23 protein-coding genes and 1 pseudogene are annotated in these 21,591 nt (G+C 72.4%); 10 read left to right on the forward strand and 14 right to left on the reverse strand.

The window, feature by feature from the left end:
* Positions 1-141 precede the first annotated feature (141 nt).
* On the forward strand, positions 142-1,527 hold the full coding sequence (locus K1T34_RS49825) for an amidase (RefSeq protein ID WP_220241738.1): 1,386 nt from the start codon (positions 142-144) through the stop codon (positions 1,525-1,527).
* Between the two features lie 93 nt (positions 1,528-1,620).
* Here the strand turns inward: K1T34_RS49825 and K1T34_RS49830 are convergent, their stop codons facing one another.
* A complete protein-coding gene (locus K1T34_RS49830) occupies positions 1,621-2,424 on the reverse strand; it encodes a helix-turn-helix transcriptional regulator (RefSeq protein ID WP_220241739.1) in 804 nt (267 codons plus the stop codon).
* A gap of 55 nt (positions 2,425-2,479) precedes the next feature.
* On the opposite strand from K1T34_RS49830, the gene K1T34_RS49835 reads away from it, so the two are divergent.
* Positions 2,480-3,454 (forward strand): zinc-binding dehydrogenase, encoded by a 975-nt coding sequence (locus K1T34_RS49835; protein WP_220241740.1) that lies wholly within the window; start codon positions 2,480-2,482, stop codon positions 3,452-3,454.
* Between the two features lie 12 nt (positions 3,455-3,466).
* On the opposite strand, the gene K1T34_RS49840 is transcribed toward K1T34_RS49835, so the two are convergent.
* From K1T34_RS49840 to K1T34_RS49850, 3 genes are read right to left on the reverse strand one after another with little or no spacing between them, the layout of a single operon-like run.
* Positions 3,467-4,135, reverse strand: a complete 669-nt coding sequence (locus K1T34_RS49840; RefSeq protein WP_220241741.1) for a hypothetical protein — start codon at positions 4,133-4,135, stop codon at positions 3,467-3,469.
* A gap of 26 nt (positions 4,136-4,161) precedes the next feature.
* Positions 4,162-4,533 carry a hypothetical protein gene (locus tag K1T34_RS49845; protein ID WP_220247832.1) on the reverse strand — a complete coding sequence of 124 codons (372 nt, stop codon included), beginning with the start codon at positions 4,531-4,533 and terminating at the stop codon, positions 4,162-4,164.
* Positions 4,534-4,585: 52 nt separating this feature from the next.
* On the reverse strand, positions 4,586-4,972 hold the full coding sequence (locus tag K1T34_RS49850; protein ID WP_255638156.1) for a roadblock/LC7 domain-containing protein: 387 nt from the start codon (positions 4,970-4,972) through the stop codon (positions 4,586-4,588).
* 976 nt (positions 4,973-5,948) lie between these two features.
* On the opposite strand from K1T34_RS49850, the pseudogene K1T34_RS55045 reads away from it, so the two are divergent.
* Positions 5,949-6,461 (forward strand): annotated as a pseudogene (locus tag K1T34_RS55045) (alpha/beta fold hydrolase); the annotation flags it as partial.
* Here the strand turns inward: K1T34_RS55045 and K1T34_RS49860 are convergent.
* Positions 6,410-7,156 carry an IclR family transcriptional regulator gene (locus tag K1T34_RS49860; RefSeq protein WP_370643578.1) on the reverse strand — a complete coding sequence of 249 codons (747 nt, stop codon included), beginning with the start codon at positions 7,154-7,156 and terminating at the stop codon, positions 6,410-6,412. The pseudogene K1T34_RS55045 and the gene K1T34_RS49860 sit on opposite strands and share 52 nt — an antisense overlap.
* Before the next feature lie 79 nt (positions 7,157-7,235).
* On the opposite strand from K1T34_RS49860, the gene K1T34_RS49865 reads away from it, so the two are divergent.
* Positions 7,236-7,994 carry an IclR family transcriptional regulator gene (locus K1T34_RS49865; RefSeq protein ID WP_220241743.1) on the forward strand — a complete coding sequence of 253 codons (759 nt, stop codon included), beginning with the start codon at positions 7,236-7,238 and terminating at the stop codon, positions 7,992-7,994.
* Between the two features lie 57 nt (positions 7,995-8,051).
* Here the strand turns inward: K1T34_RS49865 and K1T34_RS49870 are convergent, their stop codons facing one another.
* Entirely contained in the window at positions 8,052-8,975 is a 924-nt protein-coding gene (locus K1T34_RS49870) for an alcohol dehydrogenase catalytic domain-containing protein (protein WP_220241744.1), read from the reverse strand.
* Between the two features lie 198 nt (positions 8,976-9,173).
* On the opposite strand from K1T34_RS49870, the gene K1T34_RS49875 reads away from it, so the two are divergent.
* Positions 9,174-9,686, forward strand: a complete 513-nt coding sequence (locus tag K1T34_RS49875; protein WP_220241745.1) for a hypothetical protein — start codon at positions 9,174-9,176, stop codon at positions 9,684-9,686.
* A gap of 156 nt (positions 9,687-9,842) precedes the next feature.
* Positions 9,843-10,679, forward strand: coding sequence for an alpha/beta fold hydrolase (locus K1T34_RS49880; protein ID WP_220241746.1), 837 nt, complete (start codon positions 9,843-9,845; stop codon positions 10,677-10,679).
* 54 nt (positions 10,680-10,733) lie between these two features.
* On the opposite strand, the gene K1T34_RS49885 is transcribed toward K1T34_RS49880, so the two are convergent.
* The gene (locus tag K1T34_RS49885) at positions 10,734-11,687 is read right to left on the reverse strand and encodes an SDR family NAD(P)-dependent oxidoreductase (protein ID WP_220241747.1); all 954 of its coding nucleotides are present in this window, start codon (positions 11,685-11,687) and stop codon (positions 10,734-10,736) included.
* A gap of 96 nt (positions 11,688-11,783) precedes the next feature.
* On the opposite strand from K1T34_RS49885, the gene K1T34_RS49890 reads away from it, so the two are divergent.
* Positions 11,784-12,350, forward strand: a complete 567-nt coding sequence (locus K1T34_RS49890; protein WP_255638157.1) for a TetR/AcrR family transcriptional regulator — start codon at positions 11,784-11,786, stop codon at positions 12,348-12,350.
* 3 nt (positions 12,351-12,353) lie between these two features.
* Here the strand turns inward: K1T34_RS49890 and K1T34_RS49895 are convergent, their stop codons facing one another.
* On the reverse strand, positions 12,354-13,193 hold the full coding sequence (locus K1T34_RS49895; RefSeq protein ID WP_220241749.1) for an SDR family NAD(P)-dependent oxidoreductase: 840 nt from the start codon (positions 13,191-13,193) through the stop codon (positions 12,354-12,356).
* Positions 13,194-13,284: 91 nt separating this feature from the next.
* Between K1T34_RS49895 and K1T34_RS49900 the strand changes: the two genes are divergently transcribed.
* Together K1T34_RS49900 and K1T34_RS49905 are read left to right on the forward strand one after the other, a co-directional pair.
* Positions 13,285-13,902: a TetR/AcrR family transcriptional regulator gene (locus tag K1T34_RS49900; RefSeq protein WP_220241750.1), complete on the forward strand. Its 618-nt coding sequence runs from the start codon at positions 13,285-13,287 to the stop codon at positions 13,900-13,902.
* A gap of 186 nt (positions 13,903-14,088) precedes the next feature.
* Positions 14,089-14,307, forward strand: a complete 219-nt coding sequence (locus K1T34_RS49905; protein WP_220241751.1) for a hypothetical protein — start codon at positions 14,089-14,091, stop codon at positions 14,305-14,307.
* Here the strand turns inward: K1T34_RS49905 and K1T34_RS49910 are convergent, their stop codons facing one another.
* The 5 genes from K1T34_RS49910 to K1T34_RS49930 all read right to left on the reverse strand — a co-directional run bounded on the left by K1T34_RS49910 (position 14,308) and on the right by K1T34_RS49930 (position 19,673).
* Positions 14,308-15,078 carry a GAF and ANTAR domain-containing protein gene (locus K1T34_RS49910; protein ID WP_255638158.1) on the reverse strand — a complete coding sequence of 257 codons (771 nt, stop codon included), beginning with the start codon at positions 15,076-15,078 and terminating at the stop codon, positions 14,308-14,310.
* 323 nt (positions 15,079-15,401) lie between these two features.
* Positions 15,402-15,686, reverse strand: a complete 285-nt coding sequence (locus tag K1T34_RS49915; protein ID WP_220241752.1) for a hypothetical protein — start codon at positions 15,684-15,686, stop codon at positions 15,402-15,404.
* Between the two features lie 64 nt (positions 15,687-15,750).
* Positions 15,751-16,350, reverse strand: coding sequence for a hypothetical protein (locus tag K1T34_RS49920; protein ID WP_220241753.1), 600 nt, complete (start codon positions 16,348-16,350; stop codon positions 15,751-15,753).
* The gene (locus tag K1T34_RS49925; protein ID WP_220241754.1) at positions 16,347-17,861 is read right to left on the reverse strand and encodes a DUF4389 domain-containing protein; all 1,515 of its coding nucleotides are present in this window, start codon (positions 17,859-17,861) and stop codon (positions 16,347-16,349) included. Before K1T34_RS49925 ends, K1T34_RS49920 begins: the two co-directional genes overlap by 4 nt.
* 261 nt (positions 17,862-18,122) lie before the next feature.
* Positions 18,123-19,673, reverse strand: a complete 1,551-nt coding sequence (locus tag K1T34_RS49930; protein WP_220241755.1) for a GAF domain-containing sensor histidine kinase — start codon at positions 19,671-19,673, stop codon at positions 18,123-18,125.
* 134 nt (positions 19,674-19,807) lie between these two features.
* Here K1T34_RS49930 and K1T34_RS49935 point away from each other — a divergent pair, with 134 nt between their 5' ends.
* On the forward strand, positions 19,808-20,644 hold the full coding sequence (locus K1T34_RS49935) for a hypothetical protein (protein WP_220241756.1): 837 nt from the start codon (positions 19,808-19,810) through the stop codon (positions 20,642-20,644).
* A gap of 230 nt (positions 20,645-20,874) precedes the next feature.
* Here K1T34_RS49935 and K1T34_RS49940 read toward each other — a convergent pair whose 3' ends face one another.
* Positions 20,875-21,525, reverse strand: coding sequence for a response regulator transcription factor (locus K1T34_RS49940; RefSeq protein WP_220247835.1), 651 nt, complete (start codon positions 21,523-21,525; stop codon positions 20,875-20,877).
* Positions 21,526-21,591: the final 66 nt, after the last annotated feature.

The following is a 21,591-nucleotide window of genomic DNA, read 5'->3' on the forward strand; positions in this document are numbered from 1 at the left end:
CCGCCGGCCGGCGTGAACATCACTTCGGCGATCCGCCACGATCGTGGCGTCTTCTCGCCCCGTAGCGCAGGATGTGGGCATGCTTTCGTATCTGAATTGGCGCCTGCGCAGGACGAACGTCGAGGTCCCGGGGGTGCACGCGTGACCGAACCGACGATGCCCGGACGCCGGCTGCGGGGCTACGTGTCGCACGGCGAGGAACTGCGGTCCGGCCGGCTCAGCCCCCGTACGTACCTCGAAGAAACGCTGACTCGCATTGACGAGCTCGACGGCACGGTGGGCGCGTTCGTCGTCGTCAACCGCGAGGGGGCGCGGCGCGCCGCGGACGAGTCGGCGCAGCGGTGGGCCGCCGGGAAGCCGCTGTCGCCGATCGACGGCATGCCCGTCGCGATCAAGGACATCATCGAGACCGCCGACATGCCGACCGGTCAGGGCTCGCCGCTGTGGGAGGGCACCGACTGGAAGCGCGACTCGGCGAGCGTGCACGCGTTGCGCGAGGCCGGCGCGATCGTCCTGGGCAAGACCACCACGACCGAATTGGCCTCGAAACACCCGTGGCACGAGACCACGAACCCGCACGACCCGAGCCGCACGCCGGGTGGCTCGTCCAGCGGCACGGCGGCGGCCGTCGGTGCCGGGATGGCGCCGGTGGGCCTCGGTACGCAACTGCTCGGCTCGATCCTGCGCCCGGCGAGCTTCTGCGGCGCCGTGGGCTTCAAGCCGAGCGTCGGCGCAATCAACCGAAGCGGTTCGCACGACCACTTCAGCCAGAGCTGCCAGGGCTCGATCGGCGCGACGCTCGCCGACACCTGGGCGGTCCTGCGCGCCATCGCCGACCGTGCGGGCGGCGATCCCGGCTACGGGGGCCTGGCCGGCGACGTGGACTTCACCAGGCGCACCAAGCCGGTGAAGCTCGCCGTCCTCGAGACCGCCGGGTGGAGCGCGACGACCGAAGGCGCGCGCAGGGCGTTCGCCGCGGTGAAGCAACGCCTGCAGGACCACGGCGTCCAGGTGCTGGACCGCACACAGGACGACCGGGTCGAAACGGTCGAAAAGGCGGTCGCCGACGCCTTGCGGCTCACCCAGGCGATCGTCGCCTGGGAAGGTCGCTGGCCGCTCAACACCTACGCCGACATGGACGCCGCCAAGCTCAGCCTCGACGCCCGCGACCGCCTGAAAACCGCCGAAGCGATGACACAGCGGGATTACCGCGAGCTCCTCGACCAGCGCACCACCGCGCGCGCCACCTACGAGAACACCGCGGCCGACTTCGACGCGATGATCACCGTCGCCGCCTGCGGCGCCGCACCGACCGGCCTCGACTCGACCGGCAACGTCGCCATGAACGTGACCGCCTCACTGCTCGGCTGCCCCGCCCTGACCCTCCCCGTCCTGGCCGACGAAGGTCTGCCGCTCGGTTTGCAGGTACTGGGCCGCACCAACCGCGATGCGGAGCTGTTCGAGGTCGCCACCTGGATCGCGGGCGACGCGCTGGGCCGTCCCGACCTGGTGGGCGCGGTGGGGTGACCTCGGACCACGCGCTGCGCTCGGCGGGGTCGTCGGCGGAGTAGACGGCCCCGACGAGAGATCTCGCCGGCCTCAAGCCACGTGAGCATGCACTTAAGCCCCAGCGAAAACCTCGCCCTGCCGGCCGGCCCGGTGTCGCCCCGGTGTCGTGCCCACGAGTTTGGTGAACGCGGCGATGAAGTGGCTCGGATTGGCCCAGCCGCAGGCGTGCGCGACGTGCGTGGTGTCGTGGCCTTCGGAGAGGAGGATCAGGGCGTGGTAGATGCGCAGCTGGGTGCGCCACTCGTAGAAGGTCATGCCGAGTTCGTCGTGGAGCAGGCGGCTGAGGGTGCGGGCGCTGGCGCCGACGGTGCGGCCGAGGTCGGTGAGGGGGGTGTTGTCCGCGGGGGTTTCGTGCAGGGCGCGGGCGAGGGCGCGCAAGCGGTCGTCGTGGGGTTGCGGGAGGTGCAGGGGTTGTTCGGGGGCCTCGTGGAGTTCGTCGACGAGGACGCGGCGGAGGCGGGCGCGCGGCGCGGGGTCGAGGGGGCGCGCGGAAGGGTCGTAGTTGCGGGGCCCGGTGAGGGTCAGCAGGGCGCTGCGGGCGAGATCGGAGGCCGCGAACACGGCGGGGTGGTCCGGCACGAGCCGGGCGAGGGACGGCGGCAGGAAGACGATCCGCATGTCCGTGTCGCCGTGGGCGCGGTGGTGGTGGGTGGCACCGGCGGGAGTCCAGGCGACGCGGTTGGCCGGGACGATCGAGGTGCCCTGTCCGGTGTGGACCGACAGGACGCCGCGGGCGGCGTACACGAGGTGGCCGCGCGGGTGCGATTGCACGGGGCTCGTTCCGCCCGACGGCCAGACGTGCGCGCCGCCGGACGGCCAGACGTGCGAGCGGGCAGGTTGGCGGCCGTCGGGCATGGGTTGGCATTCTACCGGTGGCCAGTCAGCGCGCGTCCGGGCGAGAGTGCAGGGCATGGGTACGACGATGCGAGCGGCGGTCTGCGTCCGGGCGGGCGGGCCGGAGGTCCTGGAGATCCGTGAGGTGCCGGTGCCGGCTGTGCGGGAGGGCTGGAGCCTGGTGCGAGTGCGGGGCGCGGGCCTGAACCGGTCGGAACTGAGGACGCGCCAGGAGCACTCCCCGAATGTCACCTTCCCGCGGGTGCTGGGCATCGAGTGCGTGGGAACCGTGGCGGTCTCCACCGATCCCTTGCTGCCGGAAGGCACGACGGTCGCGGCGGTGATGGGTGAGCTGGGCCGCGAATTCGACGGTGGCTACGCGGAGTACGCCCTGGTGCCGAACCCGCTGCTGATGCCGATCACGACCACGTTGCCGTGGGACGTCCTGGCCGCGCTGCCGGAGACCTACCTGACCGCGCAGGGCGCGCTGGACACCCTGGCGGCCACGCGGGGGCGGCTGCTGATCCGCGGCGGGACGTCGTCGGTGGGGCTGGCGGCCGCGTCGATCGCGGCCGCCCGCGGGGTCCAGGTCGCGGCCACGACCCGGCGTCCGGACAAGGTCGACGCCTTGAAGGCGGCCGGTGTCGACCACGTGCTCGTCGACCCCGGTGGCTCGCTGGCGGCGAAGGTGCACGCGCTCTGGCCCGCAGGACCGGACCACGTGCTGGACCTCGTCGGGGCGAGCACGGCGATCGACTCGCTGAACCTGGTCCGGCAGACCGGGACGGTGTGCGTGGCGGGTTCGCTGAGCGGGTGGGTGATCCCGGACCTCGAACCGATCGCGATGATCCCCTCCGGCACCAAGCTCACTGCGTTCCACAGTGACAACCTCAAGGGCAGCACGCCCGTGCTGCAGCGGATCGTCCACGGGGTCGAGGCCGGCGTATACCGGCCCAGCCTCGACCGGGTCTTCGGCCTCGAGGACATCGTCGCGGCCCACCGCTACCTGGAAAACGACCGAGCCATCGGGAAACTCGTCGTGCTGCCCTAGCGGAGTGTCCACTCAGGACGGCAGCTCGACTTCGAGTCCCATGATCGTCGTGGTGCGGCTGCGGCGGAACCACCTGCGGGCCGGGGCGATGTCGGGCAGCTCGTCGAGCAGGGCCTTGCGCTGCGCCGGGGTCACCGCGCGCCAGCGCAGTTCCAGCACGGGCCGGACCGGGGACACGAAGGCGCGCACCTGCTCGTGGACCTCGGTGACGCGGGTGCGGTACTCGCGGTCCGGCTCGTAGGACAGTTCCAGGTCGATCAGCGGTTCGGCGCCCCCGGCCCGGTGCCGGCACCTCGACAGCATTCGCGCGATCTCGTCCACGGCGAGCTGCACCATGGTGGTCATCCGGTCCTGCCACGGGCCGGGGTGCGGAGCGTTGACTCCGGCCGGCGCCAGGTCCGCCAACGGCACGATCAAGGCACCGATCGCGGTCCCGGTGAGCTCGACGCGGAGCCGGCGCCCGCCCGCGTCGGCGGTGAAGCGGGGCACCCGGCCGGCCAGGCCGACGCCGGACCGCCGCCGCACCCACTCCGAGACGTCGCCGGGCGGGTGGCCCGACAGCACGAACGTGAACTCCAGCTCGTCACCCGCGAGGTTCATCTTCGCCGGGAACGGGGACCCGAGGTCGGTCATGAACGCCGAGCCGATGGTGAGAGCGACGCTGGACCCGCCTCCGGTCATCACCGCCTCCTCGTGTGGGGGTGGAGCTAGACCTGCAGGTCCGTTTCGATGCGCTTGAGGTAGTGCCGCGCCAGCGCCAGGTTCGCGCGTTCACGGTCGAGCACCAGGTAGAGGAACAGCGAGTTGCGGGAACCGACCGAGTTCAGCAGGCGGATCAGGTGGTACTGGCGGTGCAGGGTGATCAGGATGTCCTCGATGTTGTCGTTGAGCGCGAGCGAGGCCATCACCCGCAGCTTGGACCGCACCACCTCGGTGTTGCCGGCCGCGGCGACCTCGAGGTCCAGCCAGTCGCCGCCGCCGCTCGTGCCGAGCGACATCCCGCTGTCGTAGTCGACCAGGGCGACGCCGATGGCGCCGGCGATGGACATGGCTTCCTTCAACGCGGTGTCGATGTTCATCATCACTCGAACTCCTCTTGTGAACTGGTGGTGGGCGGGGTGCCGGGTTCGGCTAGGCGGCCAGGATCGCGCCGAGCCGCTCGATGACGGGGCGGGACTCGAACAGCAGGCGACCGACGTTGAGTCCCTTGTCCCCCATGACAACCAGCACCGCCACCCGGCCGATGGCGTACACGGCCATGTAGCCGTCACTGCTGAAAACCACGGTCTGCTTCAACGTGCCTTGCCCGCACACCTCCGACGCCTGGCGGGCGATCCCGAGGTCGGCGGCCGCGAGCGCGGACAGCTTCGCGGGATCGAGGTGGTCGGCCGCGTCGGCCATGATCGGTATCCCGTCGACCGCCGCGAGCACCGTGTCGGTGACGCCGGCGACGTTTTCCCGGAGTTTTCTCAGCTCGGCGGCCAGCGCGTCGAAATCCACTATTCTTTCTTCCTGCATCGAAAAAGGACGAACGGATCGGATGGAATTCCGAAGACCCGGTATACCCCGGTGAACGGGTGGGCAAGATCCGCGCACAGCACGTCCGGAGTCGGTCCGATGATCACGTTCCAGCAATGACTCCGAGTTCACTTCGTGGTGCGAAACCCGGCCGGCCGACTCGATCATCGCCCATTGGGGTCACCCTTGCGAGCGCAGACACTACCGACACCACCACTCTCGGCCAACGGGCCACGCAAGATCACTTGCAGGCCCACACGATCAGACCAACCACATTCGGTCACTCCGGCCCAGAACCGAGGGAATGGTCTGGTCGCGGTCAAAAGATCACCGAATCGCGGTTCGGACCGTTTTCCGCCTTCGATCACCGGTGCGAACTGCCACGACACAGCCGGGGAATCGCGGCCGCCGGCTCCGGATTTGCCGTCAGCTCACCTGCCCGGGCGAGCGCCGGTTCACGGTTCACGCAGTGTTGGTACAACTGTGAAACACGCCACTTCACTTGCAAAGCACGCCCATTCGGCCGCCGCGAATGCCGCATTTCGGCGAGTTCGTCTTCGCGTTCGGGCGCAGCGTCGCCGAGGACTGCCGGCGCCGGTTCGACAATCCGATGTGGACGCGGCCGGACAGTGACGGCGCGGTTAGCCCGAATGGCCGCAGCCGCAAGCCTTGATGCACTTCGAGTCGCGGGCGCGACGCAGGGGTCGATCAGCTACTCGTACTCCCCCGGCCACCCGAGCGGACCACGTCGCTGTCCTTTCGCTGACCCCGCGACCGGTCTTTTCCGCCAAGCGGGAAGAAATGCTTGGCGCGCACGCTCGCCCGGAGTTTCCTGGGGCACCTGGTTTCCGCGGGGTGTTCAAGGAGGAGCAGTGGCCGGAACGCGGTTCGTCATGGTGCACGGGGCTTGGCACGGAGGGTGGTGCTCGGACGCGGTCGCGGCGAGCTGCGCTCGCGCGGGCACCAGGTCGACGCGGTGGACCTGCCCGGTCGCACCGACCCGGCCGCAGCCGGCGCCGCGACGCTGGAGGACGCCGTCGCCACGGTGCGCGGGTCCGTCGAGGCGGTGTCCGGGCAGGTCGTGCTCGTGGCGCACAGCCTGGGCGGCATCACGGCCACCCAGGTCACCGCCCGCGTCCCGGAGCGGATCGCATGGCTCGGGTATGTGGGCGCGTTCGTGCCGGGCCACGGGCAGAGCTTCCGCGACCTCGCGTCCACCGAGCAGTTCCGGGTGTCGGTCGTCGCGCGGCACAAGAAGATCGACGTCGCCGCGGGGCTTACGTACCCGCCGGTACCCCACGAGGTGGAGGCGCTCTTCGAGGCGTGCGACCCGGAGATCGCCCGCCGGGCGGTCGCGCGGCTGGTCCCGGAGAGCCTCGCGTTCGGCACACACCCGGTGTCGCTGCCGGACGGCGCGCTGGACGGGGTGGCACGGACCTACGTGGAGACGTTGCGGGACAAGGCGCTTCCCCTCGCCTCGCAGCGGGCGATGCACACCGCGGCCGGGATCACCGACGTGGTCTCGCTCGACACCGACCACTCGCCGTCGACGTACTCGGCGTGCGCGGTGGCGTACCCGACCCGCGCCGCGCGGTCCAGCTGCGACCGGACCAGCCCGGGCGCGACGGGGGTGAAGGGCGTGAACGGCGGCAGCCGTCCACTCAGGACGGCCGGCGCGCGGTCCTTAGCCGCACCGGCGAGCAGGATCTTCCCCGCGCTGGTGGCCGCCGTCGGCAGGGCGTCGCCCGACCGGCTCAGCACGACCGTCTCCCAGTGGCCCGCGACGGAGTCGAGGCAGATCAGGCGGGTGCCGTCCAGGGCGCTGAACGCGACCGCCGAGCCGGTGCGCCGCGCGAGCCCGTGGGCGTGGGTCGCGGCCGCCGCGCGGAACTCGCGTTCCCACGGCGCCGCGACACCCAGGCGCCAGATGCGCTCCCCGAGCTGGTAGCCGCCGTCGGCTGTGCGGACGAGCGCGCCCGAGCGCAGGAGGTCACCGAGCAGCCGGTGCACGGTCGACACCGGCAGGCGCGCGTCGCGGGCGATCGCGCTCAACGTCGGCGGCGTGGCCGCTTCGGCGACGACGTCCAGCAGTGCGAAGATCCGTGCCGAGACCGAGCGCTTGACCGCGTCGTCGGGATGGGACACCATGCCCTCCTGTATCAACCTGTGATAATTCGCGATCATTCCATGATAGATTTCCGCCAAGGTCCCCGCCGGTGCGACAGCTTCGGCGGGACTCCCGACGGCAGGTGAGGACACTCGGGTGGCAGGCGCGAAAACCGGAGCGGACAGCGCTCGGCGGGCTCTGGAGATGCTGTTCGCGTTCACCGAGCAGCACCCGACGGCGTCAGTGAAGGACCTCGCCGAGAAGGTCGACGTCCCCGTGCCCTCGGCGCACCGCTACGTCGCCATGCTGCGGGAAATGGGCCTCATCGAAGAAGGCAACCGCGGCCGGTACCACCTGTCGATGCGGGTCGCGGCCCTCGGGCGGGCCGCCCGGCAGGCCACGCCCATCGTGGACCTGGCCGAGCCGCACATGCGCCGGCTGGCCGAGCAGATCGGCGAAGCCGTGCTGCTCATGCGGATGGTCGCCGGGCAGCCCGTGTGCTTCCACCGGATCGAGACGCCGAGCCGGTTCCGGCTGTCGTTCGAGCCCGGCCAGCCGCTGCCCCTGCTGCGGGGCGCGAGCGTGCGCCTGCTGCTGGGCGCCAAGACCCCCGCCGAGCGGGCGGCCTACGTCGACTCCGCTCTCGAGTCGGGCGCCCAGCCGCCGGCCCGCGGTCGCGACGAGTTCCTGCGCGAGGTGGAGCACGACGTCGAACGCGGCTGGGCGGTCAGCAACGAGGAGATCGACCAGGGCGTGTGGGCCGCTTCGGCCGCGGTGCACGAGGGGGGCCAGGTCGTGGCCGCGATCTCCGCACCCTGCCCGGCGTTCCGGATGGACGACGAACGCCGGGCCCTCGTGATCGACCGCGTGCGCGAGGCGGCGGCGAACCTCAGCCACGCGCTCGACCCGCGCTAGCCCGAGCCGGCGCCCCCGCCGGCTCGGGCTCTCCGCGGCCTTCGCGCACCCCGAGCATCAGGACCATCGCCAGCAGCGGCCCCGCGGCCAGCGTCGCGAACGCCGCGAGGAACGATCCGGTGCCGGCGAACACCGCGCCGACCAGCCGTGGCCGAGCAGGGCGACGGCGGGGTCGAGCACGGACGGGTCGCTGCCCACGGTGTCGACGACGACGTCCGCCGCGCCTTCGGGGAGGTGTCCGAACCGGACGGTCTCGTCCGCCACGACCACCGGATGCGCACCCAGTGCCTCGGCCATCTCCAGCCGTTGCGCATCGCGGGCCAGGCCCGTCACGAACACCCGGCCGGCACCCGCACGCCGCGCCGCCGCGGCGACCGCGAGCCCGTGGTAACCCGGCCCGAGGACCACGACGGTTTCCCCGCCGCGAAGCGCTCCGGCGCCGGTCACCCAGTCGATCGCGTTGGCGTACGGGAGCACCCAGGCCGCGAGCGCGTCGCTCAGCCCGGCCGGCACGCGGTGGGTCACCGCGTTGGCCGGGAGGAACGTGAACTCGGCGTTGCCGCCGGTGAGGCCGGGGCGCTCGGCCGCCGGGATCAGGCCCACGCGCCGGCCGCCGCGCCACAGGTCGGTCTCCGGGCACAGCCGGTACGGCCCGGTCGCGCACGTCAGGCACCGGCCGCAGGGCAGGTACTCCTCCAGCACCACGCGATCGCCGAGGGCCAGGTCACGTCGCCGCGCCGCCTCGGCACCGAGCGCCGCCACCCGGCCGACGACGTGGTGTCCCAGCACCGTCGGCTCGGCGACACCCCGGCCGAACAACCCCACGTCGGTGCCGCAGATCCCCGACGCGATGACCTCCAGCCAGCCTTCGCCGGGACCGGCCGGCACGAGGTCGAACGAGCGGACCTCACCCGTCGCGTCCGGCAGCGCCACGCTCGCCCGCGCCGTGGCGGGCAGCCCTGCGCCGTCCGAGCGCGTCATCACGCCACCTCCACTGTTATCACCGCTCATTTATCACTGTGTGATGTCCGCAAATCATTTAGTGATAGGGGTGTAAGTCGCGTGCGCCGAAGACGTCAAGGGCAGTGCAGCTCACCCGGACCGGGCGAGGCGGGCGAGCGGCCCGCGCCGCGACGATGGTGGGCAGACCACCGTCGGCGCGCAGACGAGGAGGCGGACGTGGCCGAGGAAACCGGCGCCGGACGCCACCCCAGGGCGCGGCGGGCCGTCGCGGCCGTCGCGGCACTGCTCGGCGCGCTCGCGATCACCGCCGCGTGCTCGGGTGGCCAAAATGGACAGACGCCGCCGCCGGCGTCCGCCCCGGCCTCGCCCGCGCCGAGCTCGGGCGGAGGGCACGTCGCGTGCGCCTCGGTCGCCACGGCGGCCCAGAACCTCGCGACCAAGACGGCCTCGCTCGTCACCGGCCAAGCGAGTCGCGACGAGGTGACCACCGCGGCGCGTGACCTGCGGTCGTCCCTCGACGCCGCCAAGGCCGAGCTCGGGCCGGAAGCGCGATCCGACCTCGACGCCGCCGAGACGGCGCTCCAGCAACTGCAGGACGTGCTGACGACCCAGCCGCTCGACGTCACTGCGCTGCGCACGGCCGCGACGCAGGTCGCGACGGCGGTCGGCGCCGTCGTCTCGGTGTGCGGCAGCTCGACGAGCACGCCGAGCACCCCGGCGACGACTTAGGCAGCGCACAAGGCCGTTCGGGGAAGTTCACCGGTCGCGGTACTGCCGCCACACCACCGCCCCGTAATACCGTTCACTCGGCAGCACCGGTGCCGGCAACGAGGCAACGACCCGAGGCTCCGCACCCACTCCGTTTCGCCAGTGAGAGGACAGTTCATGCCCAAGGTGACAGTCGGGGAAGAAAACGGCGCGCCGATCGAGCTCTACTACGAAGACCACGGCGCGGGCCGCCCGGTCGTGCTGATCCACGGCTGGCCGCTCTCGAGCCGTTCGTGGGAGGGCCAGGTGCCGGCGCTCGTCGAAGACGGCTACCGCGTGATCACCTACGACCGCCGCGGGTTCGGGCAGTCGTCGCAGCCGTGGGACGGCTACGACTACGACACCTTGGCCGACGACCTCGACAAGCTCCTCGCGGCGCTCGACCTCACCGACGTCACGCTCGTCGGGTTCTCGATGGGCGGCGGCGAGGTCGCGCGCTACGTCGGTCGCTACGGCACCGGCCGCGTCGCCAAGGCCGTGTTCGCCGCGGCCGTGCCGCCGTACCTGTTCAAGGAGGACGGGAACCCCGACGGCGGTCTCGACGAGGCCGCGCTCACGGGCTTCCACAACGGGATCCGCGCCGACCGCCCCGCCTTCGTCGAAGGGTTCGTCACGAACTTCTTCTCCGTGAAGGGCCGCACCGACCTGGTCAGCCCTTCCGTGCACGCCTACAACACGGTGATCGCCGCGTTCGCCTCCCCGAAGGGCACGCTGGACTGCACCACCGCGTTCACCAAGACCGACTTCCGCGACGACCTGAAGGCCTTCACCATCCCGACGCTGGTCATCCACGGCGACTCGGACGCGATCGTGCCGTTCGAGGTCAGCGGGAAGCGGACCGCGGAGGCCATCCCCGACAGCCGGCTCGTGCTGGTCGAGGACGCCCCGCACGGCCTCAACGTCACCCACGCCGCCACCTTCAACGCCGAACTGCTCACGTTCCTGCGCGAGTGACGGCCCGCGCCGGTGTGGTGCATCCGTGCACCCGGCACCACACCGGCGTGCCGGTCACGCGACCAGATACCCCGCTCCGGTGAGCAGTTCCGCCGAAAGCGTCCACAGCCGCCGCGCCTTCGCCGGGTCGAGCGCGAAGTCGGCGACGCCGCGCCGCACACCGGCGGTGAACGGCTCGGCTTCCTGGCAGTCCTCGAAGTATTTCCCGGTCGCGCCCTCCACGAGCGGTGACGCGGCGAGCAGCACCGAGGTCGCGGCGCCCTGCGGGATGTCCTTCACGGACACGCCGGTCGCACCGGAGGGATCGAAGGCCGAAGGCGGGTTGTCCATGTGCCGGCCGAGGTTCGTCGACCAGATGCGGCCCGGGTTGAGCGCGTTGACCGCGATCCCCTCGGCCGCCCAGAGCCGGGCGGCCTCGACGGCGAAGAGGATGTTGGCCGTCTTCGACTGGCTGTAGGCCGCCCACGGGTCGTACGGCGTGCGGGCGAAGGACACGTCGTCGAAGAGGACCTCGCCGTTGACGTGTCCCACCGAGCTGACGACGACCACGCGGGCGTGCCCCGCCGCGGCGAGCGCTCCGTGCAGGCCGGTCGCCAGCTGAAAGTGGCCGAGGTGGTTGGTGGCGAACTGCAGCTCCCAGCCGTGCGCCGTCCGGCGCTCGGGTGTGGCCATCACGCCGGCGTTGGCCACCAGGATGTGCAGCGGCCCTTCCCAGGCCGCCACGAACGCGCTGACCGAAGCCGGGTTGGCCAGGTCCAGCGTGGCCACGTGCACGGCCGCGTTGCCCGTGCTCGCCACGATCTCCCGCGCCACCCGCTGACCCGCCGCCGGGTCGCGCACGGCCAGTGTCACCTCCGCGCCGGCCGACGCGAGCGCGCGGGCCGTCTCCGCGCCGATCCCCGACGCCGCCCCGGTCACGACGGCGCGCCGGCCGCTCAGGTCGACCCCGGCGACCACTTCGGCCGCCGTGGACGTCGCGCCGAAGGGCGTGGTCACTCGCTGGGTCATGGTGCTGTCCTCTCTGCTCCGCTAGTCTCGTATGTGGAGCCGGTTCCACTTACGAACTATAAGCGGATGCGGGTCCACTTAGCAAAGAGGAGTGGCGTGACGAACACCGGACGGTCGCTGAGGGCCGACGCGCAGGAGAACCAGGACCGCATCCTCGAGGCCGCGGCGCGCGCGTTTTCCCGCCAGGGGGCGGACACCTCGCTCAAGGCCATCGCGAAGGAGGCCGGCGTCGGCATCGCCACGCTGTACCGGCGGTTCCCGGCCCGGGAAGACCTCGTGGAGGCGACCTACCGCAGCGAGACCGAACGCCTGGCCGGATCCGCCGCGGACCTGCTCGCCGAGCTGGCACCCGACGCCGCTCTCCGCGCGTGGGCGGAGCGGTTCGTGGACTACATACTCACCAAGAACGGGATGGCCGAAGCACTGCCCGGCATCCTCGCCGCCCGCGAAGGCCTGCGCACGCACAGCCGCGACCTGCTGCGCGCGGCGATCGAACGCATGCTGACCGCCGCGGCCGAGGCCGGAACGCTACGCGCCGACGTCCCGGCCGACGACGTGATGATGGCGATCGGCGGCGTCACCCTCATCGCGGGCCACGAAGACCAGCGCGAGCTGGCGTCGCGACTGCTGGACCTGGTCGTGGCCGGCCTCCGGCCCCGCTGAGCCTCAGGCGGTCTTCACCCCGACGAGCTCGGCCGAGCGGTCCCACAGCCGGCGGGCGAGGTCGTCGTCGGTCGCCTGCGGGTTCACGCGCCGGGCGATCTTGCCGCGCTCGTAGTACGCCCCGGACTCCCAGTCGACGCCCGGCGCCGTGGTGGCCAGCCAGATCAGCTGTCGCGCGCCCTTCTCCGGGCTCACCATGACCATCCGGCCGAGCGGGTTCGTGTAGACCAGCCGGAAGAAGCTGGAGCTCTCGGTCGCGAAGGCCGTGGCAACCGCACCGGGATGGAAGGCCGCCGCGGACAGGCCCCGCGCGTGGAAGCGGGTGTGAAGCTCGCGGGTGAACAGGATGTTCTCCAGTTTCGCGGTGCCGTAGGCCTTGTGCGGCGTGAACGCCGCGTCGTGGTCGAGGTCGTCGAGGCGCAGGTCGCCGAAGAGCCGGGCGCCGGAGCTCGACGTCTGGATCACCGACGCGCGCGACGCCAGCAGCTTGTCGATCAGCAGCGTGGTGAGCAGGAACGGCGACAGGTGGTTGACCTGCAGGGTCTTCTCGAAGGCGTCGGCGGTTTTCGCGCGGTCACCGAAGATGCCGCCGGCGTTGTTCACGAGCACGTCGATGCGCGGGTGGGCCGCGTCGAGCGCGGCGGCCAGGTCGCGCACCTCCGCGAAGCGCGCGAAGTCGGCGGCGTAGTGCTCGACCCCGAGCTCCTTGGCGACGGCCTCGGTCTTGGCGGGCGAGCGCCCGACGACCACGACCCGGTGGCCGTCGGCGTGCAGGCGGCGGGCCGCGGCCGCACCGATGCCGTCACTGGCACCGGTGATCACGATCGTCTTCGGTTCGGACATGACGCTCCTCGTTCTCGGATTGCTCAATCGGCACTGTACGCCACTTGTGGCACTCAGTGCCAACTCTGCCGGGCGCTGCTAGGGTGGCCCGGTGACCGACCACCGCCCCGGCCTGCGCGAACGGACCCGCCGGGCCGTGCAGCAGGACATCACCGAGGCAGCGCAGCGGTTGTTCGTCGAGCACGGCTACGAGCGCACGACGATGGACGACGTCGCCGAGGCCGCGGGCCTGTCGCGGCGCAGCCTGTTCCGCTACTTCCCCACCAAGGAAGACCTGATCGTCGGCAAGTTCGAGGTGCTGGCCGAGACGATGGTCGAGCGGCTGCGCGAGCGGCCGCTCGACGAACCGGCCTGGACCTCGCTGCGCAGGGTGTTCGACCTGCTGGTGCCCTACGTCGACGCGCCCGGCAAGCACGAGGTCGCCGAACCCATGCAGCGCATCGTCTTCGCGACGCCCGCCCTGCTGGCGAGCTACCTCGAGAAGCTGCACCGCATGGCGGCGGCGGCCGAGACCGTGCTGCGCGAACGCGCCGAAACCCGTGGCACGCCGTCCGACCCGACCGACCCGGCGCTCCCCGCCGTCGCCGGCGCCGCGTTCTCGTGCCTGCTCGCCGCGCAGCACGCGTGGCTCGCCGGCGGGGCCGCGGAGACGTTCGCCGCGTGCCTCGACCGGGCGATGGCCGCCGTCGCCCCCGCCGGGAAGGCTTGATCCGTACCGTTTTCCCCCACGTCGACAGGGATTTTTCCTGCCAGCGCTGCCCCGCGGTGGCCGGGGACCGCTGAAATCGTTGCCGCAGAAGGTGTGTCCGAGTCCCGCACAACGGCACACCGAGCGCGTAGGGTGCGAAGAGCCGCCCCTGCCCCCGGCGGCGAGCCAACGGGGTGAGGGGCCGCCGTGGATTCCGTGGACTTGACGGGCATCGCCGAACCGCACCTGAGCACCGTGGCCGCCATCGTCGGCTACGTGCGCCAGGGCCGGTTCACCGAGGCCGAGGCACAGAGGATGATCGACCGCGTCCGGGCGCGAGGCCCGGGGAGTCCACAAGGGACGGTCGGATCCGGACTGGCGCCGGCCGCCGGGGAGAAAGCTCCGGTGGAGCGGGCGAACCCGTGATCAGTTCCCGCGGTACGCCCGCATCAGCACCACGGCCGGGTCGAGCTCGCGTTCGGCCAACGAGCGGGCGACTTCGCTGAGCCGGGCGTTGTTGCTGCGCGAGTACCGGCGCAGCGCCGTGAACGCGTCGGCCATCGACAGGCGCCCGCTGACCGACAACACACCCTTCGCCTGCTCGATGATCACGCGGCTGCTCAGCGCCGACTGCAACTGGTCCGAGAGCACCTCGCCGCGGCTGATGGCGCGTTGCTGCAGGATCCCGATCGTGGCGGTGTCCGCGAGGCCCTGCGCCAGCTCGAGGTCCCCGTCCGGCACCGCCGTGCGGCCGAACAGGTTCAGCGAACCGATCGTCAGCCCGCGCAGCCGCAGCGGCAGCGCGTGCACCGAGGAGAACCCCGCCCACTGCACCGCCGCGGCGAAGCGCGGCCACCTCTGGCTGTACGCGCCGATCGAGGTCGCGTGCACCGCGGCCCCGGACCGGAAGCAGTCCACACCCGGGCCCTCGTCGACACCGAGCTCGACCAGCTCCCGCAGCCCGTCCTGCTCCCCCGGGGACGCCAGCGCCTGGAGGCTCCCCCGCTCGTCGGCGAGCGTCAGCCCGACGGCCCCGACCTCGAGCAGCTCGACGCACCGCTGCGCCAGGCCGTGCAACAGGTCGGCGACGTCGTACCCCTCGGCCATCGTGTCCGCCATCGTGACGAACGCCCTGATCACCAACCGCTCCCGGTCGCCCACGGCGGTCACCTCCCCGATCTCGCGCGTAGTACCCATATTGGACCTTTTTCCTCGGACGCGTCCAACTCCACCCGTCGCGCGACGACGTTGGCCGCGCCCTCGTGCGAGGGTGGCGCTCACCGGGTCCGCGAAGTACCCGAACTCGCGCCGCCCGCGACCAGCGACGCCGTGGCACGCTGCGCGTACAAGAGCCGCGTACAAGAACACTGTGGAGCGGCATCAGCGCGCGAAGGCGCGGCACACCCCGCCGACGACGTCGTCGCCGCGCTCACCCGCACCGGACGCGGCCACCACGTTCGCTCGCGGTGTGCCGATTTCCGCCGTCGGGACTCACCTCGGAGGGCCGGCGCCCGCCGACGTCACCGGCCGGCGTTCTCGATCAGGAACGTGTAGTGGCCCTCCAGGTCCTCCCGGACGTCGAGGACCTTCTCCGCGAGCCCGACCCTGGCCTCGCGCGAAAGGAACAGCTGTGTGTCGTCGATCGCGACGACGTCATCTCCCTTGCCCGGACACGTTGCCACCTCCACCTCGACCGCCGCCCCCGCCCGGGGCGGCCCGTCGAGGACCAGGCGGCAGCCGCCGCGCCGCCCGACGTGGTGGGCCTCGGTGATCCGGTCGATCGCCGCGATCGCCGATCGGGTCATGGTGAGCATCCGCCATCCCGCCTTCCTCCGGTCGTTTCTCCGGTCCTTCTTCGTCTCCGGCCGGTCAGGACCTCGTCTTGCCGTCCAGTTCCAGCGTCCACTCCTGCTGCCAGTGCCTGAGCCGCATGCGGTCGAGCCCGAGGACGAGGACTCCGTAGAGCAGGCTCAGCAACGCGCAGAACCCCGCCCACACCCCGAATCCCGTCATCACGCCCTCGACCGGGGCCGTGCGCGGGTCGAGCGGCGGCGGCACCGGGTCGCCGGCCCGGTCGAGCCACACCACGACCGGGTCGCCGGCCTTGGTAAGCGGGTCCGCGTCGACCTGCGCGACGCGGAAACCGCCACCGGGCAACCGCCACCGGGCGTCGCGCGGCTGGGGTCCGCCCGGCACGCCGTCGGGGCCGACGGTCTGCTGCGGCGGCCCGTCGACGAGCAGCGTCGCCTCGACGCGGTGGCGGCTCGCCGCTTCCTCGGCGGCCTGTTTTCCGCGCTGCGCGGCGGTTTCCGACCCGAGGACGCCCGCGAACGGCACCGCCACCAGCGCGAGCACCACGAAGGCGGCCAGCACCGCCGCCTGGAACCGGTCCGACGGCCGGACCACCACGCCGCCCCGCGGGAACAGGGCGTGCCACATCTGCCTGAACCAGTCGGCCGAGCGGGTCACGGTGCTCGCCCCCTGTCGTCGGGACCTCCTCCGGCCACCGGCACGGGCGTGCGGTCCCGGTGCCCCGAAGCGCCGCGGGCCGCGAGCCAGATGCACGCGACGCCACCGGCCAGGAACACCACGCCGACCACGACGAGCAGCACCGACAGCCAGCCGATCGCCGGCACGGTCGCGCCGGCCTCCGCCTCGACGGCGACGCCGCGCGAGCTGTCGGAGTTCATCACCACGACGGTCCAGTCCCCGTCGCGCACGGGCCACGCCACGGACTGCGTGCCGGGACCCGACGCCTGGCCGGCCCAGATGCCGGCCTGCTGCGGCGGGGTCGTGAGCGCGCCGCCCGGGTTGTCGACGCCGACCGCGCCGCGATCGCCGAAATCGGTCACGGTCGTGTGCTCGACGCCGGCGAGGTACCTCGCCGCGCTCGCGGCGGGCGCGATGCCGATGAAAACGCCCTGCGTGGCGTCGACGGCGGTGGCGCGGATCCGGGTGTCGCCGACGATCCCCGCGAGGTCCGGCCCGCCGGTGCCCAGGCCGTGCAGCTGCACGGGGTCGCTCGCGAGCGCGTAACCCGAAGCGCTGAACGGGGCCGATCCGGAGAAGTAGCCGTCGGCGTCGCGCTGGTTGCGGTCGGCCCACATCAGCGCGCTGCCGCCCGAGAGGAGACCGGTGGAGAACAGCACGAGCACTGCGCCGCAGACGGCGGCGGCGATTCGGCCGCCCGTCCAGCGCGTGGCCGCCGGGCCGGATCCGCTCGCCGGCGGGGTGGGGGGCGGGGCGAACGGCTGTGTCGCAGGCTCGGTCGCGGAACCGGGCGGCGGCTGGGTCAGCGGTTCCGGCGAGGGCGCCGGTCCGCCCGGTTCGCTGCCACCCAGGTCGAGCCGGAACGGCGGGTACCGGTCGGTCAGCAGAGACACGTAGGCGGCCACCCGCAGCACCCAGCGGTCGAGCCCGAGGATGAAGTCGAACAGCGGGCGCGGGTACTTTCCGGTGAACAGCAAGATGATCGCGGCGATCAGCACCAGGATGCCGACGAGCCCGCCGGCCGCCCAGGTGAAGTCGTACCGGCCCGACCGCGTGAACAGCCACGTGCCGCCGCCGACGAACAGCCCGACGATGATGAGCTGCGGCAGCGCCAGCAGCCACCACTTCACGAGCACGAGCCCGCGGGAGAGCCGTTGCGGGTACTCGACCTGCAGCCGCGCCGGGTACTCGGGCACGTCGCCGAACGTGAACGGCGGGTACCGGTCGGTGCCGAGCGCGGCGTAGGAGTAGTACTGCACGCGGAAGCTCCACCGCAGCACGCCCACGGTGAACTCGAACAGCGAACGCGGGTAGCGCCCCGTCACGAGGATCGCGAAGAACGCCGCGAGGCCCACGAACGGGTAGGCGATCCACAGGACCGCCAGGATGAGGTGGTGCGGCAGCGCCAGCAGCCACTTCACGAGCCAGAGCCAGCGGGACAACGGCTCGTCCAGCTCGGCCTCGACGCGGACAGGGTAGACGGTGTACACGGTCGTACCTCCTTCACCTCGGCCACCGGTGAGGCCGCGGATGCCCGCTTCGGTCCGAAGTGGACTCCTCTGCGCGGCAACCGCCGGAGCCGACGGGTGGCGCACCGCGGGTGCGACCGGTGCGGAGCCTCCCGGGCGCTCGGTGGAGTCCCACCTCGCCGAGGTCCGGGGCCTGCGCCGGGCAGCGCCCGAAGGGGAAGGACAGGCTTCGAGTGTTGCACGCTGTGACCGCACCCACCAGGGCCGCGGGCCGCGGCGGGTTCACCGTGACCCTCCGGAGACCACCGCGGCGGCCGGGCTGACGGGGACCGTCCACACGAGACGGGTGCCGCCCGACGACTGGCGCTCCACGCGAAACGTGCCACCCGACTCCCTCGCGCGCTGCTCGAGGTTGCGCAAGCCACTGCGCGTCACCCCCGCCGGCAGGCCCACGCCCGTGTCGGACACCTCGACCGCGAGGTGCTCGCCGAGCGTCACGGTGAGGGCAAGCTCGTCGGCGCGGGCGTGGCGCAGCACGTTGCTCACGGCTTCGCGGACCACGGCTTCGGCGTGTTCGGCGAGGATCGGCGGCACCCGTTCGAGCGGGCCGGACAGCCGCACGGTGGTGCGGATCGCCGAGTCGCCCGTCGTTTCGGTGACGGCGTGCCGGAGGCTCGCGCGAAGGCCGCCACGGCGCCCCGGGCCCGCGTGCAGCGCGAAGATCGCGCTGCGGATCTCCTCGATGACCTCCTGCAGCTGGTCGATGTGCCGGCCCAGCCGCGACGCGACGGCAGGCGTCCCCGCCCGGCGCAGCGTGTCCTGCATCTGCAACCCGACCGCGAACAGCCGCTGCACCACGTGGTCGTGCAGGTCGCGGGCGATCCGGTCGCGATCGGTCACCACGTCGAGCTCGCGGCGGGCGGCCTGGTTCCCGGCGTCGCGCAGCGCGAGCGCGGCCTGGTCGGCGAACGCGGACACGATCTGCAGCTCCTGCTCGTCGAACCGCGCCGCGTCCGGAGCGCGCACGGCGAGCAGGACGCCGGCGATCGACTCACCCGAGCGCAGCAGCACCACGAGCGCGGGGCCGAGGTCCACACGGGGGCCGTCGGCGAGGTCCACGGCGAGCCCGGAGACGCTGCGCGGCACGTGGTCGCGCAGCACGGCACCGGACGTCGACCCGGCGACGGGGATCCGGCGGCCGGTGAGGGCGTCGGAATCCGGACCGGCGCAGACGGTGACCACGAGTGCGTCTTCGTTGGCGGGCACGGCGATCAGCGCGTCGACGGAACCGGTGAGGCCGGCGGCGCGGCTCGCGATCAAGCGCAGGACTTCGCTGATCTCGGTGCCGCCGAGGAGAGCGGCGGAGATCTCGCCGATGGCTTCGAGCCAGCGCTGGCGGTTGCGGGTTTCTTCGTAGAGCCGCGCGTTGTCGACGGCGATGCCGGCCGCCGCGGCGAGCGCCGCGAGGGCTTGCTCGTCGTCGTCGGTGAACCCGGTGCCGCTTCGTTTTCCGGTGAGGTAAAGGCGCCCGAGCAGTGTGCCGCGCGCTCGCAGTGCGACGCGAAGCGAAGTTCGGCCGGCTCGACGGGTCCGCGCGCGGTCGCGGTGGTCGAACTCGGTGACGACGAAGCCGGTGGTGGCGCCGTCGGCGTCGAGCACCGCGAGCGCGCCGTAGCGGGCGTCGACGAGGTCCGCGGCGGTCGCCACGATCCGGCGCAGCGTGCCGTCCAGTTCCAGGCCGCCGGACAGCCCGAGGACGGCCGTGAGCAGCGCGTCCAGCCGGTCGCGTTCCCCGGCCGGAGCGGTTGCGGGTACCCGGTCGACGTCCGGCATCCCGTCACTGTGGCACACCAGTCGGAGCCCGGGGTCACCCGTGAACGGCGACCTTGGACCCGGCGCGCGGGACGTTCGGCACTAGCCCGGCCCGGCGCGCGGGCGCAGGGTGGGATCGGAGGCGGAGGTGACCCATGAAGGCCGGACTCATACCCGTCGGGCGGCTGAGCGCGCGCCAGGTCCGGTCCGTTCTGCTCGCCGCGACGACCCCGCCGCCCCTGCACGACACCCGGCCGTGGCGGTTCCTGTGCACGCCAGGGTCCATCGAGCTCCACGCCGGCCCGCCCGCGGGCGGCCGCCGCGGGCAGCTGCTGGACTGCGGCGCGGCCCTGCTGAACCTCCGGCTCGCGGTGAAGGCCCAGGGTTGCCATCCCGACGTGCGGCTGCTGCCCGCCGCGACGCAGCCCGACTTGCTCGCCGTGGTGCGCCCGCGCGGGCTCGAACCGGTGACGCCGGTCGACCGCCGCCTCATCGAAGCCATCCGGCTCAGGCGCGGCAACCGCAGCCCGTTCAGCGCGGCCCTGGTGCCCCCGGCGGTGCAACGCGAACTTCGCAAGGCGGCCGAGCTCGAACGCGCCTGGCTCGCCACGATCGGCGACGCACAACTGCCGCAGCTGTGCGAAATCATGCTTCCCGGGGGCGCCGCGTGCACCGACTTCGCCGCGGCGCCCGGGCGATTGCTCGTCGCCGTCGGCTCGCTGCACGACACCCCGCTCGCCCAGCTGCAGGCCGGCCAGGCCGTGCAACGCGTCCTGCTGACGGCGGCGGCCGCCGGGTTGTCCGCCGCCCACTGGTCCGACACCCTCACCCCCGCCCGCCGCCGCGACCTGCGCCGCCTTCTCGGCGGCGGCATGTGGCCCCAGGCCGTGCTGCGCCTCGGCCACGGAGCGCCCGTCCCCTTGCGACCCCACATCGGCCTCGACGCCGTGGTCACGAGCGACGAACGCCCGTTCTCCCGCGGCTGGCCGTGATCGCCCCGGCCCCGAGCCGGACGCACCACCACGCACGGAGAACGCCCGTTCTCTCACGATCGGCCGTGATCACCCTCCCGCACAACACTTTTCGCCAGGCAGCGCGGTCGGCCACACAGCGGCGTGGTGTAGCGCAGGTGCTCCACTGCGCCGGTTTCGGTGACCTCGCATGCCGCACCTGGCAAAATCGCGGCCCCCTGAGGGGAACGACCATTCTCCAGCGGCAGTGATCAGCCTCCGGCGCGGCGTTCCTCGTCGTGGAGCGCGGTGACGAGAACGGCCGCCTGGGTGCGCCGTTCCACACCGAGTTTGGCGAGCAGGCGGGAAACGTAGTTCTTCACCGTCTTCTCCGCCAGGAACATCCGTTCGGCGATCTGCCGGTTGGTCAGCCCTTCGCCGATGAGGTCCAGCAGCACGCGTTCCTGGTCGGTCAGCGCGGCGAGCGGGCCGGGGCCTCGGGTGCTCTCGCGCAGCTTCGCCATCAGGGCGGCGACCGCGCGTTCGTCGAGCAGGCTGTGGCCGGCCGCGACGCGGCGGACGGCGTCGACGAGCTGGAGGCCCTTGATGTCCTTGATGACGTAGCCGTCGGCGCCGGCCAGGACCGCGTCGACCATCGAGCGCTCGTCGGTGAAGGATGTGAGCATCAGGCAGCGCAGGCCGGGCAGCGCGGCGCGTAGGTCGCGGCACAGGCGGACGCCGTCGCCGTCGGGGAGGCGGACGTCGAGTACCGCGACGTCTGGGCGCACAGCGGGAATCCGGGCCAGCGCCTCGGCGACCGAGGCCGCCTGGCCCGCCACCGTGAGGTCGTCCTCGTCCTCCACGAGGTCGGCCACGCCGCGGCGCACCAGCTCGTGGTCGTCGACGAGGAAGACAGTGATCACCCGCGGTCCGGCCACGGACCGAGGTTACGCCTCGCCCGGCCGGTTAGACTGACCGAACACGTGGAC

Origin of the sequence: Amycolatopsis sp. DSM 110486, from assembly GCF_019468465.1 — a bacterium.
In the GTDB taxonomy this organism is placed as follows: domain Bacteria; phylum Actinomycetota; class Actinomycetes; order Mycobacteriales; family Pseudonocardiaceae; genus Amycolatopsis.